Annotated in this window: 23 protein-coding genes; 4 read left to right on the top strand and 19 right to left on the bottom strand. The window is 36.3% G+C overall.

Annotation, left to right across the window (positions count from 1 at the left end):
- From HWV59_RS22035 to HWV59_RS21965, 15 genes are all read right to left on the bottom strand, one after another.
- Nucleotides 1-486 carry a flagellar protein FlgN gene (locus HWV59_RS22035; protein WP_175640278.1) on the bottom strand — a complete coding sequence of 162 codons (486 nt, stop codon included), beginning with the start codon at nt 484-486 and terminating at the stop codon, nt 1-3.
- A gap of 65 nt (nt 487-551) precedes the next feature.
- Nucleotides 552-989, bottom strand: a complete 438-nt coding sequence (locus HWV59_RS22030; RefSeq protein ID WP_102230890.1) for a YaaR family protein — start codon at nt 987-989, stop codon at nt 552-554.
- A gap of 133 nt (nt 990-1,122) precedes the next feature.
- Nucleotides 1,123-2,916 (bottom strand): flagellin N-terminal helical domain-containing protein, encoded by a 1,794-nt coding sequence (locus HWV59_RS27440; protein ID WP_175640277.1) that lies wholly within the window; start codon nt 2,914-2,916, stop codon nt 1,123-1,125.
- A gap of 3 nt (nt 2,917-2,919) precedes the next feature.
- Nucleotides 2,920-3,375, bottom strand: coding sequence for a flagellar export chaperone FliS (fliS, locus tag HWV59_RS22020; RefSeq protein ID WP_175640276.1), 456 nt, complete (start codon nt 3,373-3,375; stop codon nt 2,920-2,922).
- Nucleotides 3,376-3,419: 44 nt separating this feature from the next.
- Nucleotides 3,420-3,716, bottom strand: coding sequence for an EscU/YscU/HrcU family type III secretion system export apparatus switch protein (locus tag HWV59_RS22015; RefSeq protein ID WP_407941661.1), 297 nt, complete (start codon nt 3,714-3,716; stop codon nt 3,420-3,422).
- Nucleotides 3,716-7,480, bottom strand: coding sequence for a rhoptry family protein (locus HWV59_RS22010; RefSeq protein ID WP_175640275.1), 3,765 nt, complete (start codon nt 7,478-7,480; stop codon nt 3,716-3,718). Before HWV59_RS22010 ends, HWV59_RS22015 begins: the two co-directional genes overlap by 1 nt.
- A 92-nt stretch (nt 7,481-7,572) precedes the next feature.
- Nucleotides 7,573-7,836 carry a flagellar biosynthesis anti-sigma factor FlgM gene (gene flgM, locus HWV59_RS22005; RefSeq protein ID WP_175640274.1) on the bottom strand — a complete coding sequence of 88 codons (264 nt, stop codon included), beginning with the start codon at nt 7,834-7,836 and terminating at the stop codon, nt 7,573-7,575.
- 80 nt (nt 7,837-7,916) lie between these two features.
- A complete protein-coding gene (locus tag HWV59_RS22000) occupies nt 7,917-8,336 on the bottom strand; it encodes a TIGR03826 family flagellar region protein (protein WP_175640273.1) in 420 nt (139 codons plus the stop codon).
- A gap of 56 nt (nt 8,337-8,392) precedes the next feature.
- The gene (locus tag HWV59_RS21995; protein ID WP_175640272.1) at nt 8,393-9,091 is read right to left on the bottom strand and encodes a ComF family protein; all 699 of its coding nucleotides are present in this window, start codon (nt 9,089-9,091) and stop codon (nt 8,393-8,395) included.
- A gap of 9 nt (nt 9,092-9,100) precedes the next feature.
- Nucleotides 9,101-9,373, bottom strand: coding sequence for a late competence development ComFB family protein (locus HWV59_RS21990; protein WP_102230882.1), 273 nt, complete (start codon nt 9,371-9,373; stop codon nt 9,101-9,103).
- A gap of 68 nt (nt 9,374-9,441) precedes the next feature.
- Nucleotides 9,442-10,926, bottom strand: coding sequence for a DEAD/DEAH box helicase (locus HWV59_RS21985; protein ID WP_175640271.1), 1,485 nt, complete (start codon nt 10,924-10,926; stop codon nt 9,442-9,444).
- Nucleotides 10,923-11,132, bottom strand: a complete 210-nt coding sequence (locus tag HWV59_RS21980) for an SANT/Myb-like DNA-binding domain-containing protein (RefSeq protein WP_175640270.1) — start codon at nt 11,130-11,132, stop codon at nt 10,923-10,925. The genes HWV59_RS21985 and HWV59_RS21980 overlap by 4 nt, the downstream gene beginning before the upstream one ends.
- A gap of 124 nt (nt 11,133-11,256) precedes the next feature.
- Nucleotides 11,257-12,099, bottom strand: coding sequence for a DegV family protein (locus HWV59_RS21975; protein ID WP_175640269.1), 843 nt, complete (start codon nt 12,097-12,099; stop codon nt 11,257-11,259).
- Between the two features lie 355 nt (nt 12,100-12,454).
- The gene (locus tag HWV59_RS21970; RefSeq protein WP_102230878.1) at nt 12,455-13,141 is read right to left on the bottom strand and encodes a response regulator; all 687 of its coding nucleotides are present in this window, start codon (nt 13,139-13,141) and stop codon (nt 12,455-12,457) included.
- 80 nt (nt 13,142-13,221) lie between these two features.
- Nucleotides 13,222-14,358, bottom strand: coding sequence for a sensor histidine kinase (locus HWV59_RS21965; protein ID WP_235991898.1), 1,137 nt, complete (start codon nt 14,356-14,358; stop codon nt 13,222-13,224).
- Between the two features lie 163 nt (nt 14,359-14,521).
- Between HWV59_RS21965 and HWV59_RS21960 the strand changes: the two genes are divergently transcribed.
- Together HWV59_RS21960 and HWV59_RS21955 are read left to right on the top strand one after the other, a co-directional pair.
- A complete protein-coding gene (locus HWV59_RS21960) occupies nt 14,522-15,160 on the top strand; it encodes a YigZ family protein (protein WP_175640267.1) in 639 nt (212 codons plus the stop codon).
- Nucleotides 15,161-15,181: 21 nt separating this feature from the next.
- Nucleotides 15,182-16,216, top strand: a complete 1,035-nt coding sequence (locus HWV59_RS21955; protein ID WP_175640266.1) for an LCP family protein — start codon at nt 15,182-15,184, stop codon at nt 16,214-16,216.
- Between the two features lie 71 nt (nt 16,217-16,287).
- Here the strand turns inward: HWV59_RS21955 and HWV59_RS21950 are convergent, their stop codons facing one another.
- Together HWV59_RS21950 and HWV59_RS21945 are read right to left on the bottom strand one after the other, a co-directional pair.
- The gene (locus HWV59_RS21950; RefSeq protein ID WP_102230874.1) at nt 16,288-17,367 is read right to left on the bottom strand and encodes a glycosyltransferase family 4 protein; all 1,080 of its coding nucleotides are present in this window, start codon (nt 17,365-17,367) and stop codon (nt 16,288-16,290) included.
- 163 nt (nt 17,368-17,530) lie between these two features.
- Nucleotides 17,531-18,697 carry a glycosyltransferase family 4 protein gene (locus HWV59_RS21945; RefSeq protein WP_175640265.1) on the bottom strand — a complete coding sequence of 389 codons (1,167 nt, stop codon included), beginning with the start codon at nt 18,695-18,697 and terminating at the stop codon, nt 17,531-17,533.
- Nucleotides 18,698-18,753: 56 nt separating this feature from the next.
- On the opposite strand from HWV59_RS21945, the gene HWV59_RS21940 reads away from it, so the two are divergent.
- Nucleotides 18,754-19,992: a glycosyltransferase family 4 protein gene (locus HWV59_RS21940; protein ID WP_102230872.1), complete on the top strand. Its 1,239-nt coding sequence runs from the start codon at nt 18,754-18,756 to the stop codon at nt 19,990-19,992.
- 19 nt (nt 19,993-20,011) lie between these two features.
- Here the strand turns inward: HWV59_RS21940 and wecB are convergent, their stop codons facing one another.
- Together wecB and HWV59_RS21930 are read right to left on the bottom strand one after the other, a co-directional pair.
- On the bottom strand, nt 20,012-21,157 hold the full coding sequence (wecB, locus tag HWV59_RS21935; protein WP_102230871.1) for a non-hydrolyzing UDP-N-acetylglucosamine 2-epimerase: 1,146 nt from the start codon (nt 21,155-21,157) through the stop codon (nt 20,012-20,014).
- 72 nt (nt 21,158-21,229) lie between these two features.
- On the bottom strand, nt 21,230-22,750 hold the full coding sequence (locus HWV59_RS21930; RefSeq protein ID WP_142385622.1) for a L,D-transpeptidase family protein: 1,521 nt from the start codon (nt 22,748-22,750) through the stop codon (nt 21,230-21,232).
- 127 nt (nt 22,751-22,877) lie between these two features.
- Between HWV59_RS21930 and HWV59_RS21925 the strand changes: the two genes are divergently transcribed.
- A complete protein-coding gene (locus tag HWV59_RS21925; protein WP_175640264.1) occupies nt 22,878-25,283 on the top strand; it encodes a S8 family peptidase in 2,406 nt (801 codons plus the stop codon).
- Nucleotides 25,284-25,293: the final 10 nt, after the last annotated feature.

Genomic DNA, 25,293 nt, shown 5'->3' with positions numbered 1-25,293 from the left:
TTAAGCTCTAGAATCAAATAAAGAGCGACTTGTTCCTTCTTCTTTATTTGAATTATTGTCCGTATAATTGCTGGATTCCTGTTGTCCAAGAAGCAGATCCAGGTTTAAGTTGATATAGTTTAATGATTGTTGAAGTAGTTGCTGATTCAATTCATTAACTTCTTTTAATTTCTGTGTTTGTTCAACTAGTTGGTGTTGAAGAACTTTTAGTCCTTCTTTATCGTTTAAGCTTGATGATTGTAACAAATCAGAAATCGTAATGTGAACGGAAGAATGTGAACCTAACTGAAGTTGAACATTTTCGCGTTCTTTATCTAACATTTCGATTGCTTTAACATGTTTTAACTCGTCCTTCAATAATTGACCGAGGGCATCAATATCATCCGCTTTAATAATATCTGTTTTCTTTTTCGCAATCTGAAATAGGCTTTTTTGCAGCTTTAGTATTTTTCCTAAACAATCAAATAGCTGTTTTTCTGCAGACATAAATAAACCCCTCACTTTAATTCACTACCTTTTATATCGGCAATCTTTTAAAAATATTTAGCAGCTCATGTATAGATATTTATTATAAGACCTTGTACTTCACCTACTAAATTTAGGATATTTAATCCTTTTTGCTGCTTGTTAAGAACTTCATTTGTTAAATCAATTAGCTTGCTATCAACTTCTTTTACTATTTTATAGACTTTTGTACGACCTCTTCGATTGAACCCACGTTGATTTTCTAGTTGGAGAGCATTATTTACAGCTTCCTCCATGAAAGATTTGACTAATTTTTTATATTTTTTTAGATCTTCAACTGTTCTTGATTCATATAGAACCTTGCCTTGGTCTTCTATCTCTTTTGCTAATTTTGCAAACTTATCATACAACGCATCTTCTCTTTTTTTCGCCATAACTTCTGTGAAATTCACCGATTCCGTTGCAACTTGTTGTTTTCTCTCGACTTTATTTAAACTTGCCTTACCGACTCTTTGAACATCCAATTCTTTCACCTCAAATTGGTTATAATTGAGTACCTCACTACAGTACTTCCCGTTAGTTACCCCTTATTCTATCCGAACGTTTAAAAAATAAAAAGAGGAGGAGCCAAAAGTTGACTTACCTCCTCTTTCGTCATTATTTCAATAGTTGTAAAATTCCTTGTGGTAATTGGTTTGCTTGTGCAAGCATAGCTTGTCCAGCTTGGTTTAAAATATTATATTTTGTGAATTCTGTCATTGATTGTGCCATATCTGTATCACGAATACGGGATTCAGCAGAAGTTAAATTTTCGTTTGCTGTTTGCAAGTTAGTAATTGTATGCTCCAAACGATTTTGAACCGCACCAAGCTTACCACGTTCTTCAGAAACAAGGCTTATTGCTTTATCAATAGCAGTAATGGCTAATCTAGCTGCATCTGGTGTTGATACATTCACACCGAGAACAGCATTTACTCCAGCTGTTGAAAGTGCGGAGTAATCTGCATTACGAGCAATTCCAAGTGACGCAGCATCCATTATACCAAGTGAAAGAGATAATGTTTCAGATGCATTTGCACCGATTTGTAATTGTACATCTAATTCTTTACCTTTATCTGCTTCAAAATCAGAGTCAATTAGTTGAATATCAAGGCCATTTGCAGCACCATCATCCGTTTTTACCGTCCCTAAAATTAAGCTATTGTTCGAAACAGAGTGTACAGGAGCTAATGCTGAGACTGGATTTGGAGTATCATTTTCAGCTTGATTAATGATTGCATCAATTTCAGAAAGGACTGCATCTAAATCTTTATTTGTTACATCAATTGTTGCTGCACCATTGCTATATGATGCTGCAGGGCTATTAAAATTGATTGTTAATCCATCGATTTTTAATGTATCTCCTGCTTTAGGTACTTCTGAGAATGTAATAGCAATTGGTTTAGCTTGATCTGCTTCCGGATTTGCTACTATGCTTGTCGTTGCTGTGTTTGTTAATGGATCGATAAATGTTACACCAGATCCAATATTTGTTGATACTTGACTACGAGTACCGAGATCTTGTACATCCTTTGGTGACATTGAATTAGTAGTTGAAAGAGTTAATTTTCCATCAACAATTAGTCCGTCTCCTGGTGCTGCGGAATCCATTGGAATACTTTTTGATACAGTAAGTGATTGGCTGTCATTTTGATTAATTGCACTTTCTAATGCGTTCATAAGGTTTGTGATATTACTTGTAATACCAGCATCAGTAGCAGGTGAATCATTCCATGACGCAAGGTTTACTGCGATATTATTATTGTTTATTCCAGATGTAGCACCGTTAATAAAATCAATTTCATATGTTTTCCCATTGATGACAAAAGTTTTCCCTTCAAGGTCAGCTGCCTTTAATGTTCCTACATTGCTATCAAAATTGATTTCTACTCTCGCAGGCTCAGTAGCCTCTGCCGTCACAACACCTTCCCAAGTACCATTACCATTGTATGCAATTTGATCAGAGTTCACTTCAGCAAATGATTTTCCTTCAGGTGAACCGCTTAATAATATTTTTTGGTTAAATTGTGTTGTATCTGCAATACGGTCGATTTCGTATGTTAATTGATTGATTTCTTTTTGGATAGCTTCTCGATCTTCGTCTTCTAATGTTCCATTTGATGCTTGAACAGATAACTCTCGCATTCTTTGTAAGATGCTGTGTGTTTCATTTAATCCGCCTTCTGCTGTTTGAATTAATGAAATCGCGTCAAGTGAGTTTCTTTCTGCCATTTCTAAGCCACGAATTTGTGAACGCATTTTTTCTGATATCGCTAGACCTGCCGCATCATCAGCCGCTCTATTAATACGTAAACCAGAAGACAATCTTTCTAATTGTTTTGATGTATGTCCCATTGTTTGAGATAAATTTCTATACGCATTTAGTGCTTGAATATTATTATTAATTCTCATCTCTTATTTCCCTTCTTCCAGCGTGTTCAATTCTCTTTCATATACCATCACATTTTTTTCATATGCATTTGCTTTCCTAAGAAGCTGTTGCTGTACTTGACCTGATTTATTATTTTCCATCGCTGTTTGCCATGCTTGGGCAATATCCTCTATAATAGACAAAACTTCTTTTAGCGGCTCAATTTCTTTTTGTATGTTAGCCTTTACGATTAGATTGGCCATATAGTTATAAAGAGCATCTAACTGATCAGCCATAATGCCAGCTTCGTAGTTTAAGCCCACACCTAAACGTTCTAAGATATCATTCGCCTTTTTTAACTTTATATTTGCTTTTATGAAACTTTTATTCTGTATATCTTGTATTGCTTTTTGTGTATTATCTATTAATGCTTCATATAATAATGAAGTAATTTCTTGAGAAGATTTTTGGTAAATCATTTCTTTTGTTAAAAAATCCATAAATTCTACCTCCTATTTTATTTATCGGTATATCCGGTCAACTTTTAATACTTATTTTCCATCTCTTCAATAAAAAGTAGAATTTCAGCTATAACAGAATAAAGCTGTGGTGGCACATTTTCCCCTAAATCAATATCTAACAGATGTTGAACCAGCCCTTCATCTTCCTGCATTTGGATGTTATGTTGTTTTGCTAATTCTATAATTTTTGTTGCCAACATCCCTTGTCCTTGGGCTATGACAGTTGGTGAACTGTCTTTTGATTCGTCATAGCGTATAACTGCAGCTGAAGGACCATTGAGTTGCCGACGATTTTTTTGGTTAAAATAGTGTTGAGCCATCATACTGAAAAATCGTATCCTTTCTCTGTCATTTTTGACAATTGAGTTTGTTGAACATTTGATGACGATAACATCGTTTCTGTTTTGTCAAGTTTGTTAAGGGGTTCAAATTTTATACCGCTAATGTTATATCCGATATCACTAAGCCTTTCTTTTGCAAGAACGGCAAGAGGCTCCATTTTTTCCCGAAAACCTTTTTGATCGTTTTTTATTTTTATTGATAATGTTCGATCGTTTGATGTAAGAGCTATTCCCACTTCTCCAAGCTTTTTCGTTTCAAATAGGAAGAATAAACTGCAATTCTCCCAATCAATTTTTTCATTTTGATTTTTGGAGTTTACAAAAACTTTTACATTTTCCAACTTATCTTGTAGTAGCAGCGGCAAAGTGAACATTAAATTTTGAAGACCTGCTGCATCGTTTTTACTTAACAATTGTTGACCAGTTAAATTGCTAAGAATCTGATCGGCTTTTTGTGATTGAAGTAGCTCTCCATCATTTTGAGTCATCTTAAGTAGAAGACTTTTTAGCGAAGGTGATAACCCTTCTTGATTTCTCTCATTAGCTACTAGTGCTTGAGCATGATCTGCCTCATGGGTGAGGCCCAGATTTCGTAAAAATTCAAAGGAGTTCCTTGCAGATGGTTCCTGTTTTAATGCACTCATTGACTGTTCAAAGTTTTGAGTTACTTCTTTTGTAATTGGAATATTTTCAATTTTCCCAACTTCTTGTGAAACAAAGTGTTTGACACGAACATCTGAAGGTTTATATAGCATCTTATCCAGTACTGTACGTACTTCTGATACAAGTTTATTCGCTCCGCTATGGTCACCTCTCAAAAGAAGTTTCTTGGCTTCTGTTAGCTGAGTGCTTGCTGTTAGTAGTTTTTTCTCTGTTCTCATATCGGCATAGAGCATAAAGTCACTACGTAAGATAGCTTGATCTAATTTTTTTATGATTGTTTCAAGCATCGGCTTCGCTGCTACGGTAGATTTTGATTTAAACTGTTGAACAAGCTGTTCTACAGTATTCAAACTTTTTGATATGTCATTTTTAAAATTTTTAAAGTCTATTGCCACTTGAGAAAGCTTTTTTGATACAGTCTCAACGATAAAGTCCTTCGATTGAATTGGGAGAGAGGCAATCAAGTCTTCTTGCATTTTATACGCTTCAGTTTGCTCTGCCTGCTCAACTACAGTATGTTGATTTTGTGAAGCAGGAATTTCTTGATTCATTTTAGTTAAAGTATTCATCAATTCTTGTCTCGCACCAAGTTCTTTTCCACTTTGCAAGTACTCTTCAGCCTTTTGTACTGAGGTTGCTAGTGTTTCTCTTTGCTTATTCTCTAAGATAGTATTTTGATCAAGAAGAGCAGTTAGCTTATTAAAAACCTCTTTCATATTTGGTTCTTTTCTAAGAACTTGCATGGCTTTTTGTATAGCATTACCTACATTAGTTTGAATGTTATCTACTTTTCCTAATTCCCTCTGCAACAATGCTACAGCTGATTTTTCCATTCTCATTGCATTTTCGAGTTGCTGAGAAAGTAGTTTATTTTCTATTAAAGTTGATGGCTTTCCAACCGTCTGTTCTATACTCTTCCCTTGCAGTAGTCCTTCTTGGATTTCTTTTATGATTTTCATATTCTTTGGCGACAGATCTTCTTTAGCAAGTGTGTGTAAGACTTTGTTGACTTCTTGGCGAGCCAGATTATTAATGCTCTCGGCCTGTGAAACAGCTTTCTGTATCTCTCTTGCTTGTGGTAAGGCTGGATCTGTTATTTTGCTTTTTAATTGCTTTATGGCCTGGTCGATAGGAAGCTGTTGAGATGCTTTATTTAGTTGTTGATTAGATTCAGAATTAGCAGATTGATTTTGTACTATACTTTGACTTTCATTTTTCAATAGATTGTTTAACTTAACTGCTTCTAATAGCTTTGATGAGACTTCTGGTGTTTGCTTTATTTCATTAATAAATGATTCTCTTAGGTTTTGAACGGCTGTGTTGATATTATTCGCATTAAGATTTGCTTCAATCTGTTGGATCATTTCTAACTTTTTCGGACTTGCTATTGATTTTTCTAATAGATTGATTGCTGCTCTTATTCGTGATTCAATTTGATGCACAATCGACCGCTGCTCAATAGTTGAACCCTTTTGTTCCCTTATTTGATTTGTTATCTGTTGAGCTTGTTCAGGTTTTGTCGAGTGATTAAGAGTAGATGCTTGAGCTTCTATTTTTGCCATACGTTCTATGTTAACTGCTTCTGTTATGTTTTTAGAGACATCAGGTGTTTTCATGACCTCTGTTGCAAATAATTTTGTTACGTTCTGTGCTATTGTCGTGACATCCTGTTTGCCAATAGAGTTTTTTACCTGTTGAAGCATTTGTAACTTCTTTGGATCTACGATCAGTTTTTCTAGTTGATCGATTGCTTGGTTTAGCCGTGATAAAGCTTGTTGTGCTGATTGATTTTGATTATTGGCTACAATGCCTTGTCTGTTTGGTTGACTGGTTAATTGTTGAGCTTGTTCTAATTTTGCCGATTGATTCACAGTAGATACTTGCGTTTCTAGTTTTGCCAAACGATCTAAGTTAACTGCTTCTGTTAAGTTTGAAGAAACTACAGGTGTTTTCATGACCTCTGTTGCAAATAGTTTGGTCAGGTTCTGAGCAGTTATCGCGATATCTTTCTCACCAATATTGTTTTTTATCTGTTGCAGCATTTGTAACTTTTTTGGATCTACGATCAGTTTTCCTAGTTGATCGATTGCATGGTTAAGTCTTGATAAAGCTTGTTGAGCTATTTGTTTTGGAGCGGAAACCATCGCTTGAGTATTGGATTGGTTTTTAGCCAGTTGATTCTGGCTTTCTGCTTTCACCATATTATCTAGCTTTATTGCATCTGATAATTTTGAAGAAACTTCAGGAGCTTGGATAATCTCTGATGAAAATGATTTTTTTAGACTTTGTACAGCTGTGGTAACATCATTCTTATGGATCCCATTCTTAATTTGCTGGAGCATTTCAAGTTTTTTTGGATCGATCATTTTCTTTTCTAATTGATTTATTGCTTCTATCACTCGTTGAACAGCCGCTTTTAGTTGCCGCTTTGCTTGCTCAGTCAATTGATCAGCAGATTTAATTGAGTTTGCAGGGCTTTCTTGTACCTTAAAGCGGAACTCTGGATCTATTTCCTTTATCAGTTCCTCAATCGAGCTTGCAAATGACTTATCATGCAATGCTCGAAAAACAGCCTTTAAATGAGTAGCAGTTGGCTCTAGTCCTTTTTTCATCAAAGCTGAAATTGTTTCAAGCTTTTGATCGAGTGTGCTAGGATGATTATCTATAAAGGATTGGATATGCTGAAAGGTTACTTTATTTAGAGGAATCCCTTTTGAAAGAAGTGAATCGACAGCTGTTTGTGTTTCTGAAGAAACAGGCGTACCCCCATTTAATTGACGAGCTAATACCTTTGCATTACTCTGAGCATTTGCCTGTGGTGCTGTAGACGTAGGCAAAGGAATTGTTTTTACTCTTGGAATATTCTGTTCATTGTTTCTTACCTCAACTGTCACTTGATTTTGTTTAGGAGGCTCTCCTTCGAATTTTACTTTTATATCCTGCCCTCTTATTTGTAGAATAGCTTCATTTTGAGGCAATCTTTCTTTGACGAGCGCACTGTAAATGTCCCCTTCTCTTAATTGTACTGATTTTGTAGAAGGGATTTGAGAAGAGACTTTAAGGTCTTGATTAATTTGCACTTTTTCTCACTCTCCACAATTATTGAATGTTATAGGTACGCTCGTCCTTGAGCTATAGTAAACATCCTTGTTTAGAAGAAATGCTAATAGTTTTACTTTTTATAAAAGTTTAGCAACCCTTTCGCAATCGCCTGCGGATCAATCGTATAAGATCCATTCTCTACTTGAGCTTTAATCGCTTGTACTTTTTCCTGTCTTGCTTTATTCAGTTCATTTGATTGTTGTAAATCTATCGCTTTTGAGGAAATTTCTACTTTATCTTCTCTCGGTTGTGCTTTTGATGGTGTAGCTGCATTTTTTTCCATACTTTTTTTATACGGATTGACACCCATGGAACCTATGTTGTTTATTTTCATAAATATCCCTCACTTTCATTCGAAGGTGCATTGTCATTAATTATAGTATCGGCATTTATAGAAAAACATTAAGCTTTCCATTACTTTTTAGGACTTTGGGAATAAAAGGTCGTCCTCCGGTTAGATTGCTTATTACGTTCACTAATCATTTTTTCCTGTTCCATTTGATGGATTTGCTTATGAATATTCTTTTTGCAATCTCCACATAAGCGATCCTCTCTGATTGTCTTCCCACATTTTTCACAAGGATATCCTAAGTTAGGAAAATTTGTTAGCTGAATTCTTCCCTGACGAATAAATTTTAAGATAAGTTCTTTAGAAACATTTGTTGCTTCTACAACTTCATCTAATTGAGCCTTTCGATTCTCACGCTTCTTAAGATACTTAAATACAGCTTCATAAGATTCCTCTTCTTTTTTATAACACTTATCACACACAGTTCTAAATTGGCTTTGCACAAACAACGCATTACACTTCGGACAATTCGCTAATTCACCCATTGTCATTTCTCCTATCGATATAATCTATTTATTATATCGGCTGGGATTTTCACTTTTTAACTTCTAATTAATGTTAAAGAAGAAACAGATGCTGCACCAACTTCTTTTAGGCGTTGAGCCGCGTGTCTTAGTGTGGTTCCTGTCGTATAGATATCATCTATTAATAAGATGTTTTTCCCTTCTATTATACTACGGTTCGTAATAGAAAACACATTTGAAGAGGAGAGTCGTTCATGACGGGATTTTTTTGATTGTTTTTCATGATGGGTTCGCTCGAGGACTTCCAGCTGTAGGAGGGGGAGAAAATCGGCTAAAAGCTTTGCTTGGTTAAAGCCGCGTTCGTAGAGTCGTTCTGGGCTTAGCGGTATTGGGATTGTCGCATCGATTGATTTCTTCTTGAAGTTTGCTTTATAGCTTATGTAGAAATCTTTTTCGAAGACTGCAACTAAGGCTGCATCACCGCGGAATTTATATGTTGAGAGAATCTCCTTCATGGCGTCATTGTATTCATAGACAGAGACATTACGCTCTAGGATCCCTTTCCAGGCAGTATCTTTTTCCCAAGATTGACAGTCCGGGCAAAGGTCGTGGTTATTTTGAGGGCGGAAACAGCCTGGACAGGTTGGCATGTTAATTTTCACGAGGGTTTGATAGCATGAGTCACAGGTATTTGTTTCGGATCCAGGTATAAGGCTTTTCCATGTGATTTGAAGATCTACTTGCTCCTTACAGATTAAGCAATATGAAATGGACATCTCCCCCCTTTATTTGTAGGTATCACACATCGGGTTATCAGATACAATTTTTGCGCATTCTGCCAGTTTCACTAGTAGAGATGTCATTTCTTGTTTATCTATGAATTGAGCTTTTATATACATCACTTTGTCTTGGTTTGTAACGTAGCGAGGAGTGGTTTTGTTAAGGCTCAAAGCAAGAATATCGTCCAGACATGTGCTGCATGTACAATTTAATTGCAGGCGGCCTTTGTATTCATCTAATAAATCCTTCATAATTCGTTCCATTGCGTTAATGACCATTAAACTTGCTCTCCTTGTGCATCTAGATAATACTATATTATGCCATAGAGAGCAGGTTTCTCAAAGTTTCAACTCTCTAGAAAGCCTCCTTGTTTCGCTTCCTCATTCATCTTCAAAATATGACTTCTGGCCTCTACCATCGCTTGTGTTTTCCCATAGTGAAAGAGTGTAACATTTCCGGTTGGGTAACTGGCACTTCTCCCGACCCGGCCTGAGATTTGCACGAGGGCACTTTCTGTAAAAATCTCATCCTCACTGCCTAAAACAGCAACATCACTGTTAGGAATCGTTACTCCTCTTTCCAGAATGGTAGATGTGACAATAACCGGCATGCTCCCACTTCGGAACTTCTTCACTTTGTCGCGTCGTTCAGGGTCTTCTGCGTGAACCCCTTCTATTCTTTCATCCAGTTTTCTACAAAGCTTAACAACATCATCAATGATTGAGATAGATGGAATAAATAGAAATGCCTGCTTATTAGTCGAGATTCTCATCTTTAGCCACTCTATTACTTTAGGAGGCAACCTCCCTTTTTCAAGCTGCTTTTTCCAGTTACCTGCCCAAACAAATTCAGGGACAGGAAGTGGATGACCATGATACCTTGCCGCGATTCGCACGGCTTCCCGCTTCTTTTGCTGAACTTCATTTTTCCATTTCTTATTAGGAGTTGCTGTTAAATAGATGAGAGAGCTTTTTTCTTTTCGGGATTTTTGTACTGCGATTTGGAGGGATGCATCAGCTGAGTATGGAAAGGCGTCGACTTCATCAACAATGATGCAATCAAACGTTTGTTTAAATCGCAGGAGCTGGTGTGTGGTCGAAATTGTGAGGGATGCATAGTTGTGGCGGTCTTCACTTCCTCCGTATAATGCCGAGATAGAGGTTGATGGAAAGACTTTTTGAAGACGTGGTGCTAGTTCTAAAACGACATCTGTGCGTGGAGTTGCGATGCAGATTCTTTTGTTGTCAGAGAGGGCCTGCTCGATTCCTTTGAATAGAACTTCTGTTTTTCCAGCGCCGCAAACTGCCCAAACCAGCAGCTCAGTATAATCATTTACTGCTGTGACAACACGATCTGATGCAAGAGCTTGTCCTTTTGATAACTCCCCTTCCCAAGAAAGATATGAGGCTTGAGATTCTAGAACAGGCGGACCACTCCAGCTATAAAGTGGTGTACACTCGGACACACGCCCCATCATTATGCAGTTTCGACAGTAGTGGCAATTCTGTTCCCCGCATTTTGCACATGAAAATGAAGAAAATAAGGAAGGATTTGAATTATCACAACGATTACATGTTAAGCTTTTTCGTTTTTCAATGCCTGCACTTACTTTGACATAGCCCTGCTCATAGTGAGCTTGTAATATTTCTAGTGAGAAAGGAATTTCCGTTAAAAGCAACTCTTTTCCAGCTAGATGTTTTTGAAGATTTGGTAAAAATTGAAATTGTGGATTTGTTTTTATCTCTGGTAGTTGGTTGTAGTGTGAAATTGGCTGGCCTTCTTCTTTGGAGAATATCGGGGTTAGGGAACCATTTATCATGGTAAATCTCATGATCCACCTATATAGGTTTGACAAATTTTTCGATAACGCTTTTCTACACTGATTGGTGTGCGTGATAATTGTTCTGCAATATGTCTGAATCTCATTCCACTTTGACGTAATTGTAAAAGCTTTCGATCCTCAAGGGTTGTCCAGTGACGATATGTACGTTTTTTTTCTTCCTGTACTTGCATTGCTTGGTTTAAACTATTATTCAACGGTTAAAAGCCTCCTTGCATAATCTATACATAGTATGAGGGAATTTTAACCATATGTCTATGATTTTACCTAAATATAAGAGAAAAGCACCATGAATAAATAGTACTTTCCTCTTATAAATATTTACTTTTTATACCAGCCGATCCCCATTGCACCTTCACCAAGATGTGTACCGATCACAGGACCAAAATAACTGACCATACATTCGATATTGCTGTACTTCTTGATAAGTTCCTGCTGCATCTTTTCCGCTTCTTCTTGTCGATTTCCATGGATAAGGACCACACGCATTGGATCGTTTTGGCTTGCTACTTCATCAAGAAGCTCAAATACTCGATTTAATGCTTTTTTACGTGTGCGTACTTTTTCAAAAGGAACAATGACTTTGTCTTCAAAATGTAGAATTGGTTTTACTTGAAGCAAGCTGCCAATTAAGGCTTGAGCTCCGCTTAAACGACCGCCTTTTTGAAGATTGCTTAAATCATCTACCATGAAGTAAGCTTTGATTGTTTTTTTCATTTCATCCAAGCGGGCCAAAATTTCCTTAGGATCAGCTCCTGTGCGAGCCATTTCTGCTGCTTCAAGCGCATAGAAGCCTTGAACCATACAGCTAATTTCTGAGTCATACGCAAAAACCTCGATGTTTTCGACCATATCTCCTGCTGTTGCTGCTCCGTTGTATGTCCCGCTAATTCCGCTGGAGAGGTGGATGGAAATGATGGCATCATATTCTTTAGACAGTTGTTCAAATAATTCAACGAATTTTCCTACTGGTGGTTGTGATGTGGTTGGGAGCTGTTGTTGTCCTCGCATCTTTTCAAAAAATTGTTCTGAGGTGATTTCTACTTCTTCCTGATATGTTTCGTTTCCGAAGTTTACACTTAGCGGAATCATATGTATGTCATGCTGTTCGCGAACTTGTTCGGGTATATAGGCAGTACTATCTGTGACAATAGCCGTTTTCATGTTTTTATTCCTTCCTTGTCCATATTTTCTATCTCATTTTAACGGATAAACGTTAAAATTTCACTATTCGTTTAGTATATGGGGGAAGTTCGGATTATTATGACTTTTTTCAATGTAACTATAAGGCTCTGTACATGGTTGTGGATTTCCTCTGCAGGCATTTGCTTTCCGCGGGCGGTCCGGGAGCCTCCTCGTCGCTTTGCTCCTGCGGGGTCTCCCCTTGACTCGCACTCCCGCAGGAGTCTCATGCCTTCCTTTCCAATCCACAAAGTGCCAAAACAAGAACCGAAGATTGGTTCAGCGTAAACAAAAAAGCCAGAACCTTAAAAAAGATTCTGACTCTAATTCATCATCATTACTTCACTTCAACCCAACCATTTTTAATCGCCACAACAACGGCTTGCGTACGATCATTCACATTCATTTTTTGAAGAATGTTACTTACATGGTTTTTAACTGTTTTTTCGCTAATAAATAGTGCTTCTCCTATACCGCGGTTGCTTTTTCCGTCTGCAAGCATTTGGAGAACCTCGCATTCGCGACGTGTTAAAATATGTAATGGTCGACGAATTTCTGGCTGTAATGGCTGCATGGATGCAGCTTGTCCACTTGATGCGGCAAGTCGTCTGAATTCATTTACTAAATTATGTGTAACCTTTGGATGCAGGTATGAGCCGCCGTCTGCGACAACTTTGACTGCTTCAATTAACGTATCAGCATCCATTTCTTTTAATAGGTAGCCTCTTGCACCTGTTTTTAATGCATGTGTTACATAGTTTTCATCATCATGTATTGATAAGATAATCACTTTTGTTTCTTCGTTTGCTTCAATCAATTGCTTCGTGGCTTCTACACCATTTACTTTCGGCATATTGATATCCATGATGACAACGTCCGGTTTATGTGCATCAACGAGTGCTAATGCTTCTTCTCCGTCATCACCTTCTGCAATTACCTCAAAGCTTGGTTCGAAATCTAAAATGCGTTTTACACCTTCACGAAATAATTGATGATCATCTATAATAACAATTTTCGTCTTCATGCTTACGCCTCCCCATATCTCTTATAGTCTAGTTGCCAGTTCATTCCTACGTCAATATGCCTATAGTCATGCAACATGGCTTAATTTCCATTAAACGGAACCTGGAACATGATAAAAGTCCCTAGATCAATTTTGGAGTCAATTGTCATTTTTCCTCCTAATAGATCAACCCGCTCCTTCATACCAATAAGCCCAAATGATTTCTTATCTTTATTTACTTTAGTATCTTTAATATTAAACCCTTTTCCATTGTCTTTAATGACCATGGTGATACTTTCACAGGTGATCTCGACCTTGACAGATATCTCTGTTGCCTCTGCATGCTTTAACGCATTGGTGACAGCCTCCTGTGCAAGGCGGAATAAAGCCACTTCAAAGCGGGGAGGAAGTCGCTTTTCTTCCATCTTCCCTATGCTTTGGAAATGAATCTTAATTTTACCATTATATTCTTCGATCGTATCCATATATTTTCTGAGGGTCGGGATGAGTCCTAAGTCATCTAAAGCCATTGGCCTTAGGTCATAAATAATTCGTCTTACTTCATATAATGCGTTTCGAACATTTACCTTAAGGCTCTTAATTTCCTTAAAGCCTTCCTCTGTCCCACGCTCACGAAAAATTCGCTCGATTAACTCAGAACGCATCATCACATTCGCAAGCATTTGTGCCGGTCCATCATGTATCTCCCTTGATACACGTTTTCTTTCTTCCTCCTGTGCCTCGATGATTCGCAAGCCAAAATCCTGCTTTTGCTGTGCATCTTCTAAAAGCATTCCAACCTGGCGTAAATCACTGTTTAAATAATTCAGCACAACGGAAATTTGGCCAACAAGGGACTCTGACCGTTCAATAATTTCCTGAAGGCCTAACAGACGTCTCTCCAAGTCATCACGGCGATCGCGAAGCTGTTTTTCATGCTGCTGAAGCATCGTGTGTTCAACCTGAAGCCCATGCGCCTTTTCATACGCTTCCCTAATTTCATCTTCAGAGAATTGCTGGAAATTCTTACTCACCTGTGAGAGACGATTTCGAGCAAGTCGGGCTTGTACTTCAAGCTTATCTCCTTCATTGATCACTTTGCTTACTTGAATTTTTATTTCCCTTAACTCTTCGACCAATGATTCATATTGCTGCCGGGACTGTTCACCGATTTTAAAAATCTCGTCCTTGCTTCCGGCAACGGTTCCGATCATCTTATCTAAAATGAGATCAAGCATTTCGCTATCTATTTTTTTACTGGAGTTCACGCATACCCCTCCGTTTTTTCGACAGTTATTTTTAGTTTGCCACATTTTTTACGATTGAAGTAAAAATTATGTCGTTTTATAATAAAAGAATGTGCTATTCTAATTTTGCTTGCTTGTCAGGAGGTGTACAAGCATGCTTTCACATTATTATACCGTAAAAGACTATGGAGAGCATGAGATAATTATCCAAAAATCACGTTTTATTTGTTATGTAGAACGTGCTACAACTGAATCAGAAGCATCTGAGTTTATTCAAAAAATAAAAAAGAAGCATCATGATGCAAATCATAATTGCTCAGCCTATTTAATCGGGGAAAATGACCAAATCCAAAAAGCAAATGATGATGGCGAACCAAGCGGGACTGCTGGGGTGCCAATGCTTGAGGTCTTAAAGAAAAAGAAACTAAAAGACACAGTTGTCGTTGTTACACGCTATTTCGGCGGCATAAAGCTTGGAACCGGCGGGTTAATTCGTGCCTATGGAAAATCCGTTTCAGAGGGCTTGCAGGCGACTGGAATGGTGGAACGAAAGCTCATGCGCATTATGAATACGAACATTGACTATACCTGGCTTGGAAAGGTGGAAAATGAATTACGATCTTCCACATTTTTAATAAAGGAAATCCACTATTTAAATGACGTAAATGTGGAAGCCTATGTAGAAGAAGAGAAAAAGACAGACTTTATTGAGTGGATGACAGAACTGACGAATGGACAGAGTGAAATTTCGGAGGGTGATGTTGTTTATTTGGAAGAAGATGTCCAAATTTAATGGTTAGAGGAGAACGTATATATGAATAGAAAAGAAATGAAGAGAGTGAAAAAGAAAAAGAAACGCCCAATTCTTAGGCGGTTACTTTTCTTTACACTTTTATTGTTAATAGGAATTGGATCCTACGTCGGATATGTCTTTTATCAAACATTAGAAGCAGCTAATAACTCATATGATGATCTTGGTCGAGAAAAATCCAAGCTTCGTGAGAGTGCTGTAAGTATCTCAAATGATCCTGTTTCTATCTTGTTACTGGGTGTTGAAGATTATTCTAGTGGTGGGAAAGGCGGACGCTCAGATACATTAATGGTGGCTACGTTTAATCCCGCAGATCAAACAATGAAGCTTTTAAGTATCCCACGTGATACCAGAGTAGAGATTCCTGGTAAGGGATTAGATAAGATAAACCACTCTTTTGCCAAAGGTGGAAAAGAGCTAACAATTGAAACTGTTGAAGACTTTTTAGAAATTCCTATTGATTATTATGCAACAGTTAACTTTGACGGGTTTAAAAATATTGTCGATATTGTTGGCGGTATTACGGTTAATGTTCCATTTAGCTTTGAACAGAACAGTGATGACCGTAAAGCAGAAAAGCTTCAATTTTATGAAGGACCAATGGAGCTAGATGGGCGATACGCACTTGCCTATGCACGGATGAGAATGGTAGACATTAGAGGTGATATCGGACGAAATGAACGACAGCAACAAGTTGTGAAAGCAGTTATTGATAAAATTGCCTCTGCTGATACGCTTTTAAAGGTTGACAAACTAACAAATGAAGTTGGTAATAATGTCGAAACTAATATGAAGGTTTCTGAGTTACTAGGTTTTTATCAGAAATACTCTGGATTTAGCACAAGCAATATCGAAACCATTACGTTAGACGGTGTTGGTGAAAAAATTAATGGCATTTCATATTGGTTACCTGAAGAAGAAAGTGTGATAGAAGTTCAAGATGAATTAAAGGGACACTTAGGTATTACAGTGACTGATAGTTCTGATGAAACAGATCCTACAACAAACGATTTCGAAAATTCTGCTGCAACTGAATAAAATATTGAGAGGACCAAATAAATGGTCCTCTTTTTTCATATTAAAAAGGATCAGTCGGCCGACTGATCCTTTTAATTATCCTTTTGTGGCTTCATTCCCATTATACGTTTAAACGTATTAATTAGCGGCTTGCGATTCATCCCAATTAATCCTACAATTTCTGCAATAAACTGAATAGCAATTAATAATATGACTAAAATCAATAAAGATAGCCATAATGTCGCATTTGAGAAAATGATTGCTGATAATCCAAAGCATGCGCTAAAAAAGTAAATGACCAAAACAGCTGATCTGTGACTAAACCCCAGATCCACTAAACAATAATGAAGATGTAGTTTATCCGGTGCAGCAATATTACGCTTATTCAGAAGCCTTCTAATTATCGCAAAGATTGTATCAAATATAGGAACAGCTAGGACAATAACTGGTATAATAAAGCTGAATAAAGTAATGTTTTTAAACAATCCTAACATTGATATGATCGATATTGAATAACCCAAAAACAAAGCACCTGTATCACCCATAAAGATTTTAGCCGGATAAAAGTTGTGAACAAGAAAACCTAATGAACTACCGATCAGAATGGTACATAAAGCAATTACCACGATTTGAGAATCTGCAATTGCCATGATAAGAATGCTTGTCATAGCAATGGAGGACACTCCTGCTGCTAATCCATCAAGACCGTCAATTAAGTTAATTGCATTCGTAATAGCTACAATCCATATGACTGTAACAGGATAACTAAAGTAATCTAATTGAACAGATCCAAAGAAGGGAACTGTTATCTTTGAAATAAGTAAACCAGAAGAAGCAACGACAATAGCTGCAACAAGTTGACCTAGAAATTTATATTTAGCTGGTAATGTAAACCGATCATCCAGAATCCCGACAATGATGATGATAACCGCTCCGATAACCACCTCAGTCATATACATTGAGTGAGGTTTTAAATATAGAAACCCTGCAATAACTCCAATAAAGATCGCTAAACCACCAAGTCGGGGCATAATATCCTTATGGATTTTTCTTTTATTTGGTTGATCTGTAGCTCCAATTTTAATTGCAAGCTTTTTAACCAGTGGTGTGATAAGCACGGCAACTGCAAAAGAAAGAATAAAAGCTACAATATAGTCAATATAAGAATGCATCGTTTACCCCCACTTATGTGAGAAATTTTCACTTCTTACATCATAGCAAAAATATATAAAGTTTCAATTGTTTTTTTCTTAAAGTTATATGACAAATACCTCTCTCTTAGCATGGACATATGCTAGAAAACATATAGCCTGTTAAGATCAATGAAATATTTACCTACTTCTTTAAAAGCTTTTGATAGAAAGAAAATAGCTTCTTTTCCTCTGATTTCCAATTATACTTATTTGAAAAAGCAACTTCCCCATTTCCACCCATTTCTTTAGCTAAGTTTGAGTTTTCTAATAATGTAATCATGGCCTTTGAAATCGACTGAGGTCTTTCTGGGTTAACAAGTAACCCGCTATTAGAAGATTCAACAACTTTGCGGTAATGCGGAAAATCTGATGCAATTACAGCTACTCCTGCAGCCATATATTCAAATAGTTTATTCGGTAAGCATACTAGATGATTAGGAACAGGTAAATAGGGAATAATACCAATCGTTGCTTCTGATAAATATCGTTCAATTTCCTGATAGGGTACTTTTCCTTTAAACGCAATGTTATCTTTTAAGCCTAGTTTATTAACTTTTTCGTGGATTTTTTCTTCAAATGATTTAGACTCAAAACTACCAACAAATAAAAGCTTAGCATCGGGTTTAAGCTTCAAAACATGTGAAAACCCCTCTACTAGCTCCTCTATTCCCCTAATAGCCGTTATACCCCCTAAATATAGAAGGTATTCATCTTTTTTGTTTTCCCTACTAGTTGATGGAAACATCTCGGGTAAAGGGTAGTTTTCAATTTTACATGAAGTATATTTTTTATACCGTTCCCCTACCTCTTCAGTCGTGTAAATGACACCAGATAAAGTTGGTAGTGAGATTTTCTCTATTATTTCATAGGCTATACGGACTGGATTCTTCAACCACTTTTTCAGATACTTTTTACTCATGATTGCATTGGGATAATGCTCATGAACATCAAAAACAACCGGTTTTCTTGTAAACAAACGTAGTAAGACCCCGACAGGAAGCAGTTCAGGATCATGAAAATGATACAGATCTGCTTTTGTTTCCTTTGCTTGTTTAAATACAGAAAAAGTATGTAAAAACCTCTTCCATTCTTTTTGGGCTTTTTCAATCGGTATTAAGTTAATCCCGTCATCCTCAATTTGTTTATCAGGCTTTGGAGCAAGAAGAGTAACCTCATACCCCGCCTTTCTTAAAGATTTACATTGTTTATGGTAGATTCGCCCATCATATGCATGATGAACTGTCGTCATTACACAAATTTTTGTCATAATATCATTTCCTTTTACATATCCAAGTTGTAACTTTTCCATTAATACTTTACACTATTATATTGATAATTCCTAATTTTTTATGGAAAGGGATCTCTATGAAAATTGTTTATATTACTCAGCATTTCCCACCTGAAATAGGTGCTGCACAAGGACGAGCATATGACATGAGCTCAAACCTTTCAAATTTAGGTCATGAACTGCATGTACTTACGACCTTTCCTAATTCAAAGCCGATAAAGAAAATCTTTAAGAAGGAATATGTCAATAATTTGACAGTGTACCGCTCCTTCCGTATACGAGATACAAAAACAAGTTCAATTCGAAGACTTGCTAACTACCTTTCGTTTATGTTCTCAAGTTGTACTTCCGGCTTATTAGTCAAAAAACCGGATGTCATTTATGCGACCTCTCCACAACTATTTCAAGGAGTAACAGGGTATTTTTTAAGTAAAGTTCACAGAGCCAAATTTGTCTTTGAAATTCGCGATCTTTGGGTTGATTTTGCAGAACTATTAGGCCAATTTAAAAATAAAAAACTCCTGCAGCTTGCACGAAAGCTTGAAAGCTTTCTTTATAAGAAAGCAGATCACATAGTTGTTGTAACACACGGTTATAAACAACGACTCATTGATCTTGGAGTACAAGAAGATAAAATTACTGTCATTCCAAATGGTGTTAACCCTAACTCATTACCTACCTTTACAGGTACATCCTCTATTAGGCATCAGTATGATTTAGAGAATAAATTTCTTGTGTTATATGCCGGTAATATCGGGGCGGCACAAGGATTAGGAACGATCATTACAGCAGCTCAGAAATTAAAAAATGATCCATCTGTTGTATTTATGTTCATTGGTGAAGGTGTTGAAAAACAAAAACTTATGGAACAGGCGACATCCCTCAACCTTTCCAATATTTTGTTTCTAGATAGCAAAAGAAAGGAAGAGCTTCTGGACTATTATGAAGCAGCTGATATCGGCATCGTTTCGTTAAAAAAACATCCATTGTTTGAAATCACGATTCCTTCAAAGGTTTTTGACTATATGTCAATGTCTACACCCATTCTAATCGGTGTTGAAGGGGAAGCAAAAGATATTGTTGAAAAACATAATGCCGGTTTTTTCTTTGAACCTGAAAATGCCGATGATTTTGTTCGGGTGTTGAAGTTTGCTCAGAGCCAACCAGAAAAACTAAATGATATAAGAAGTCACGTAAAAGATAAGCTTTTACAATCATTTAATCGGGAAAAGCAAGCTGAAAAACTTTCAGATACACTAACTAATATGACGAATTCGCCTCAAAAAAAGTTGCAAAAAAAGACGACTAGTTTTTAAAAACAAGTCGTCTTTTCGTTTACGGTCTAAAAGATTCAGGTTTTTCTTCACGTTTTCCAAAATGGTGTAAAATCGCTCTTACGATACGGCTTGATGCATTTCCATCACCATAAGGATTAGATGCTTGTGACATTTTTTCATAAGCATTCTTATCGTTTAAAAGCTCATAAGCCATTTGATAAATTGTTTCTTCATCAGTACCTGCTAGTTTTAACGTACCAGCTTCAATTCCTTCAGGACGTTCGGTTGTATCTCGCAATACAAGAACAGGTACCCCTAGAGAAGGTGCTTCCTCTTGGACACCGCCAGAATCAGTTAAAATAATATGAGCACGTGATGCAAAGTTATGGAAATCATAAACACCAAGTGGTTCAATTAAGTGGATTCGAGTGTCATCACCCAGAATCTCATCCGCTACCTCACGAACTGCAGGGTTTAAATGTACAGGATAAACAACTTGAACATCATCATGCTCTGTAACAAGGCGTTTAATTGCACGGAACATATTTCTCATAGGCTCTCCAAGGTTTTCCCTGCGATGAGCCGTTAACAAAATAAAACGATCAGAACCTACTTTATCTAGTACTTCATGTCTGTAAGAATCATTAACAGTTGTTTTCAGAGCATCAATAGCTGTATTACCAGTTACATAAATGGATTCAGCCTTTTTGTTTTCTTGAAGTAAATTTTGCTCTGACTTATCAGTTGGTGAGAAATGCAAATCAGCAATTACACCTGTAATTTGGCGATTTACTTCCTCAGGGAACGGTGAGTACTTATTCCATGTTCTTAAACCAGCCTCTACGTGACCAACTGCAATTTGATTGTAGAAAGCAGCTAAACTTGCTACAAATGTAGTAGTTGTATCACCATGTACAAGAACTAGATCTGGTTTAACCTCTTTCATCACCTCATCTAAACCTTCAAGTGCACGTGTTGTCACACCTGTTAACGTTTGACGGTCCTTCATAATATTTAAGTCGTGATCCGGTGTTACTTTAAATAGCTCAAGAACCTGATCAAGCATTTGTCTATGCTGAGCTGTAACAGTTACGATTGAGTCAATTTCCTCTGGGTATTTTTCTAGCTCTAGAACAAGTGGTGCCATTTTAATGGCTTCTGGTCTTGTTCCAAAGATTGTCATTATTTTTATTTTATGGTCCATTGTTATTCTCCTTTTAGAAGTTGAAATACAATCCTAGATTACCATATGATATTAATTCCAACAAATTATTCCTTATAGAGTTTTCATGATATCGGCTTCAGTTCCAATAATCACTGCAGGATTTCTTTTCGGGTCAATTTCCTTTAATAAAGTAAGAACATTTGATTCAGGTAGTGCAATACAGCCTAATGTAGGACTGTCCTGATTCCTCCAAACATGGATAAATATCGCACTTCCCTTCCCTTTTACGATTGGATTCATATTGTATTCGACAACGAGCCCGTATTTATATAACGAATTCGTCATTCTTTCAAAGGAATTCCATTTTTCATTTGGATCTCCGCTATACTTTACCCACTTGTTATAATCTGATGAAGTTGTATCATCAATCCAGTAATCCTGATTAGAAGTCACTTTAAAAGGAACTTTTGTATTAGCTGGTCTGTTCACTCCAAAACCATGTCCTATTGCATATAAACCAACAGGTGATTTTTTATCCCCTTCCTTTTTAGAGGAAGTAACACCTAATTTCCCAAGTACTGCAGGAGAGGACAATGTTTTCTCCCACTCATCACCATTCTTTTCATAGAGTACAGCTTCTGCTTTATAAGAATTATTTGAACTTGCAGTAACGACTAGTATTTGACTATATTTTGTTTGTTTTGATAGCTTCTCAGTTAGTGCATTTTTTTCAGTTAGGTTGCTTTTATACATATATCCAGTTTGGTTTGCTACTGATACCTCATACCAATTTCCGTATGGTCTAGTAATCGAAACAGTTGTTCCTTCTTTGACACTGGACACTTGCACTAACTTATTATTTTTCTTAACATAGACTGGGCTTTCTCTTTTTACATTATATTGTTTATTCGAACTCTTCTTCAAAGTATTACCTTGTTTATAAATTGGTGTTACATTTGAGTGATATATAAATGCTGTTTGTCCGGCATAATCTATTTTATGCCAATTCCCATAATCACTTGTTCGTTGAAAAACAGTTCCTGATTGTAACGTTGCAATTTCAATCAATTTTCCATTTCTGTTAATATAAACAGGAGCTGATGAGGAATCTACTTTAAACATCTTTGTTTCTTTAGTGAACTGATTAATTACATTACTTTTGTAAACATAAACAATTCGTTCCCCAACAGCAATCTGCAGCCAATTACCATAATCCTTAACAACCGGATAAGTCCTATTTCCCTTCAATTCACCAAACACTACTAATTTCCCAGTACTGTTATCATATACTGCAACATCACTAGTGGTTTTAATCGAGCCAAGATATGAAGGCACTGATTGGAACGAACCTTTTAATTTTGATGTAGTTAGTTTCACTTGTTGCTTATTAATAAAACCAATTTCTCTTCCAACCCTTACTTTATACCATTTTCCATAATCTCCTTCATGTTTAATCGTTGCTCCCTCAGTCAATTCAATAATCTTTTTTAACTTACTATTAGCTAAAACATATAAAGGAGCATTATCTCTAACAACCTCTAAGTTTTCACTAGCTGCGAAAGTATCTTTAGGTGTAATACCAAGCAGTACCCCAACAAGTAAAACAAAAAATAGCATACTTTTAAATTTCAACAATATCACTCTTTCCTTCCTATTACTTTTTTATCATTATTTTACTACAGATAACATAAACTATGGTTTTCTATTTTGAAATTGTTTATTAAAATGAATAGGTAGATTAATTTGAGGAGGATAAATAATGAAAAAACTATTCCTCACCATTCTAGTATTCTTCACATTTTTCTCATACAGTTTAAATGTAAGTGCTAGTAGTGAGTTAACTGAAGGTAAAAATGTCATCCTATTATTTAATGAAAAAGTTGACGATAAAATAATAGCCGAAAATAATGGAACTATTTTGCATACCTTCGAGAATATTCCTGCAGTATCTGCATCATTTCCTATTACAGTAAGTCTTTCAGAATTAGAGGAAGATCATAAACTAAAAGTTATTGTACCTGAAAAAAAAGTTGAGATTATGTCTCAATCGAATAATTGGGGTTTTGATTTATTAGAAGCAAATCGATTCGCAGATAATAATCTTACTGGTAAAAACACTAAAATTGCTGTTATAGATACTGGTATAGATACCCAGCATGAAGACTTAAGAGTTGCTGGAGGTAAATCTTTCGTGAGTTATACAGATTCCTATAATGACGACAATGGACACGGAAGTCATATTGCTGGAATTATTGCAGCACTACAAAATAATGTGGGGATAACAGGAATAGCACCTAATGCGAATGTTTATTCACTAAAAGCATTTAACCAAAACGGTGAAGGAACAACAATTGACCTGGCAGAAGCAATTGATTATGCAATGGAAATAAATTCAGATGTAATTAATTTAAGTTTTGAATACAATACCTATGACCCTATAGTTGAGGCATTACTAAACGAGGCATACAAACAAAATATTTTAATAGTAGGTGCAGCGGGTAATAGTGGCTCTGCTATTTCTTATCCAGCTGTACATTCTTCGGTTATAGCTGTTGGTGCAATTGAGAATAACCTTAAAAAGGCAAGCTTCTCATCAACTGGTAGTGCATTAGAGGTTGTTGCTCCTGGAGTAGACATCAATAGTACTTGGAAGAACAACAAGTATAATAGTATGTCAGGAACATCTATGGCAACAGCATTTATTTCTGGTTATCTAGCAGTCTTAAAAGAAGCGCACCCTACTGCATCAGCAACCGAACTTAGAAATTTATTACATTCTAATACAAAAGACCTTGGTAAGCCTGGAAAAGACACTTCCTATGGTTATGGTCTTGTAGAAAACTTTCTTCCTAAAGGAGAAAAAGTTGTAGAAGAGGAAGATGAGGTCACAGCTCCTAATAATGATGAACAACAAGAAAAATATTCAACTTATTTTAAAGCCATAAAGTCTTCACCACCTCTCTATATCAGGGATGCTAATGGTCAATTAATCAAGGCTGGTACACTTGAAAAAAATACTGTATACCCAAGAGTTCGTGATTACGGTAATTGGCACGAAATAAAATTCGGACAACAATTTGCTTATATTCATAAAGACCATACCGAACCTATATCAGATACTAGTGGCTATAGTATAGCTCAAGGTACTAATGAAGGGACAGAAAATCTCACAACATTAACATCTACAACTGTTTATAATAGCTCAAATGGTAAGCTTTCAAAAATTGGTGAGATTGAAAAAGGCATGAAATATACAATTGAAGCAGACTATGGTAACTGGGTCATTATTAACTTTTCTGGCAGAAAGGCTTATATCAACAAAAATAATATTAATATTCAAAAACAGACTAATATATATCGAGCAAACGATAACCTTTCACTTTATGTTAAAGCGAATGGCAAGTTAATTAAAAAAGCGACAATCTTAAAAAATCAAACCTTTAAACAAGAAAGAGATTATGGCAATTGGCATGAAGTATCCTTCGGACATACTAAAGGATATGTATATAAGTCACAGACAACTGCAGTCTACAACAAATCGCTGGATAACTTAACGAGTACTTCTACCTCTTTTAAAACAGATAGAAATCAAACAGTATACAGAAAAGAAAACGGAAAATTAGTTCCACTTGTTGATTTAGAAAAAGGTGTATCTTACCCAATGGTCTCTGATTATGGTAATTGGGTTATTGTTTCCGTTGCCGGGAGCAAGGGCTATATTTACAAGGAAAATGTAACCTTCACGTTTAATAAAACGGACACTACTTTCTCCCCGACTATTGATCATTTACCTATTTATCAAAATAAACCAGGAAATTTAGTTGAAATAGGTACTATTAAAAAGGGTGAAACATTTACTAGAATTAGTGATTACGGAAATTGGCATAAGATTCAAATTGGAGATGACATTGGTTTTGTTTATAAGGAAAAGACAATGCCCATACGAACTATCCAAAAGCCTATGTCTGTCTCTAAATCAACTTTGAGATTTAAAACAGTTCAGCAAGGAAATGTATATGATAATTCATCTAATGAATTAACTTTAATTGCTAATTTAAATCCAAACCAAGCCTTTTCATCCATATCATGGTATGGTGATTGGTTAAAAATTGACATCGCTGGAAGAATCGGCTTTATTCACAAAAACAATATAAAACTTCAATAAATTTTAGAAG

This window comes from Metabacillus schmidteae, from assembly GCF_903166545.1.
GTDB classification, from domain to species: Bacteria; Bacillota; Bacilli; order Bacillales; family Bacillaceae; genus Metabacillus; species Metabacillus schmidteae.
This window is presented reverse-complemented; position numbering and strand designations above follow the sequence as displayed.